This window comes from Desertihabitans aurantiacus (assembly GCF_003344635.1).
GTDB classification, from domain to species: Bacteria; Actinomycetota; Actinomycetes; order Propionibacteriales; family Propionibacteriaceae; genus Desertihabitans; species Desertihabitans aurantiacus.
In genome coordinates this window covers 1-2,942 of record NZ_QPKK01000367.1, presented here as the reverse complement: position 1 = coordinate 2,942, position 2,942 = coordinate 1, and the positions used below count along the sequence as shown (strand labels likewise).

At 74.6% G+C, this 2,942-nt stretch carries 2 protein-coding genes and 1 pseudogene; all 3 read left to right on the top strand.

Annotation, left to right across the window (positions count from 1 at the left end; genetic code table 11):
- Positions 1-462: pseudogene (locus DVA66_RS18995) on the top strand (hypothetical protein); the annotation flags it as partial.
- Between the two features lie 58 nt (positions 463-520).
- Positions 521-1,279 (top strand): (Fe-S)-binding protein, encoded by a 759-nt coding sequence (locus DVA66_RS18990; RefSeq protein WP_114561416.1) that lies wholly within the window; start codon positions 521-523, stop codon positions 1,277-1,279.
- Positions 1,276-2,781 (top strand): LutB/LldF family L-lactate oxidation iron-sulfur protein, encoded by a 1,506-nt coding sequence (locus tag DVA66_RS18985; RefSeq protein ID WP_114561415.1) that lies wholly within the window; start codon positions 1,276-1,278, stop codon positions 2,779-2,781. The genes DVA66_RS18990 and DVA66_RS18985 overlap by 4 nt, the downstream gene beginning before the upstream one ends.
- The last annotated feature ends 161 nt before the right edge of the window (positions 2,782-2,942 follow it).

Genomic DNA, 2,942 nt, shown 5'->3' with positions numbered 1-2,942 from the left:
CTCGACCCGGCCACGGCCCGTCCCGCTGCCGACCTCGCCGACGCCCTCGGGCCCGAGCTGGAGGGACGACTGGCCGCCGCCCGCGCGCTCGCGGTGGGACGCACCTGCGCCGCGCTGGCCGAGGTGGTGCACGGCGAGGTGTGGGCCCACGGCGATCCCGATGTGCACGCCACCGGCGCCTTCACCGCCGCCACCCCCGAGCTGCAGCGGCTGGCCGACGGGCACGTGGTCGCCGCCGCCTGGGGGTCGCTGGACGCGATCGGCCCCGCGGTGGCCGCGCTGTCCTCCCAGCCGCACCTCGGCGCCTACCTGACGGTGCTCGAGCCGGGCTCGCCGCCGCTGGCCGAGCAGCTGGACCGGGCGGCCGAGGCCGGCGCCTCGAGCGTCCACCTCTACCACCTGGGTCTGTGCACCGACCGGCACCTCGACGAGATCGCCGAGGTCGCCCAGGGGCTATCCTGACCGCTCGCAGGCACCGCCGCCGGAGCGGGAGCACATCACGAGGAGACGACGCCAGCCGATGCGCATCGCCCTGTTCATCACCTGCCTGGGTGACGCCATGTTTCCCGACGTCGGCCGGGCGACCACCCGGCTGCTGCGCCGGCTCGGCCACGAGGTGGTCTTCGACCCCGCCCAGGTGTGCTGCGGCCAGATGCACGTCAACACCGGCTACCAGCGCGAGGCGCTGCCGATGGTGCAACGCTTCGCCGACGTCTTCGCCGACGCCGACGCCGTGGTGGCACCGTCCGGCTCCTGCGTCGGCTCGGTGCGCCACCAGCACGCGCTGGTCGCCGACCGCTTCGGCAGCCGGGCGCTGCAGCAGCAGACCCGCCGGGCCGCCGAGCACACCTACGAGCTCTCGGAGCTGCTGGTCGACGTGCTCGGCGTCACCGACGTCGGCGCGCACTTCCCGCACCGGGTCACCTACCACCCGACCTGCCACTCGCTGCGGATGCTGCGGGTGGGGGACAAGCCGCTGCAGCTGCTCGGTGCGGTGGACGGCCTCGACCTGGTCGAGCTGCCCGGCGCCGACCAGTGCTGCGGGTTCGGCGGCACCTTCGCGCTGAAGAACGCCGACACCTCCACCGCGATGCTCAGCGACAAGATGACGGCAGTGAAGTCGACCGGGGCCGAGTACTGCACCGCCGGCGACTCCTCCTGCCTGATGCACATCGGCGGCGGGCTCTCCCGCACCCGCGCCGGCACCCGCACCATCCACCTGGCCGAGATCCTCGCCTCCACCGTCGAGCAGCCCTGGACCCCGGGAGGTCACCGATGACGGTCACCCCGACCCGCGCCGGGACGGTCGACCTCGGCATGCCGGGGCTGCCACCGGTCGCCCCGCGCGAGGGCTTCCTGCGCGCCGACCGCCCGTTCCCCGCCGCCGCCCGCGACTCGCTGGCCGATCCGCAGCTGCGCCGCAACCTCGGCCACGCCACCCGCACCATCCGCGGCAAGCGGGCCGCGGTGGTGGGTGAGCTGCCGCACTGGGAGGAGCTGCGCGAGGCCGGGCGCCAGCTGAAGACCCACACCATGGCCCACCTCGAGGACTACCTGGTCCAGCTCGAGCAGGCGGTGACGGCACGGGGCGGGGTGGTGCACTGGGCCCGCGATGCCGCCGAGGCCAACCGCATCGTCACCGACCTGGTCCGCGCCGAGGGGGCGGAGGAGGTGGTCAAGGTCAAGTCGATGGCCACCCAGGAGATCGGGCTGAACGAGGCGCTGGAGGCCGCCGGGATCACCGCCACCGAGACCGACCTGGCCGAGCTGATCGTCCAGCTCGGGCACGACCGTCCCTCCCACATCCTGGTGCCGGCCATCCACCGCAACCGGACCGAGATCCGCGACATCTTCCTCGCCGAGATGGGTGACGCGCCGGCCGACCTCACCGACGAGCCGGCCGCCCTGGCTGCCGCGGCCCGCCAGCACCTGCGCCGCAAGTTCCTCTCGGCCAAGGTGGCGATCAGCGGGGCCAACTTCGCCGTCGCCGAGGACGGCACGCTGGCCGTGGTGGAGTCCGAGGGGAACGGGCGGATGTGCCTGACCCTGCCCGAGACCCTCATCACCGTGATGGGCATCGAGAAGGTGGTCCCGCGGGCGGAGGACCTGGAGGTGTTCCTGCAGCTGCTGCCGCGCTCCTCCACCGGGGAGCGCATGAACCCCTACACCTCGATGTGGACCGGCGTCACCCCCGGCGACGGGCCGCAGCGGTTCCACCTGGTGCTGCTCGACAACGGACGTTCCCGGGTGCTGGCCGACGAGCACGGCCGGGACGCCCTCAACTGCATCCGCTGCAGCGCCTGCCTCAACGTCTGCCCGGTCTACGAGCGCGCCGGCGGGCACGCCTACGGCTCGGTCTACCCGGGCCCGATCGGCGCGGTGCTGTCCCCGCAGCTGACCGGGGTCGAGGACAACGCCTCGCTGCCCTACGCCTCCTCGCTCTGCGGCGCCTGCTACGACGCCTGCCCGGTGAAGATCGACATCCCGAGCATGCTGGTGCACCTGCGCGCCGAGCACGTCGAGGAGCACCGGCGCCAGAGCCGTCGCCCGGACGCGGAGTCGGTGGCGATGCGGCTGGCGTCGTGGGTGATGGGCCACCCCCGGCGCTGGGGGCTGGCCGCCCGGGCCGCTCGGCTGGGACGGCTGCTGCGTGGCCGTCGCGGCACCATCGGCGCGCTGCCCGGGCCGGTGATCGGCAGCTGGACCGGCACCCGCGACCTGCCCGCCCCGCCGCAGCAGACCTTCCGCGACTGGTGGCGCGGCCAGCAGGAGGACGCATGAGCACCCGGGACGCGGCGGCCTCCGCCGCGGCGCGGGAGGAGGTGCTGGGCCGGCTCCGGCAGGCCCACGCCGCCGCCCCGCCGGGGGACTGGCCCTACGCCGGGTTGACCCGCGAGTACCGCGAGGCGGAGGAGCGGACGGCAGCCGGGCTCGACCCGGCG

Coding starts and splice junctions, on each gene's coding strand:
- DVA66_RS18990 (WP_114561416.1), top strand. CDS start 521: ATGCGCATCGCCCTGTTCATCACCTGCCTGGGTGACGCCATGTTTCCC.
- DVA66_RS18985 (WP_114561415.1), top strand. CDS start 1,276: ATGACGGTCACCCCGACCCGCGCCGGGACGGTCGACCTCGGCATGCCG.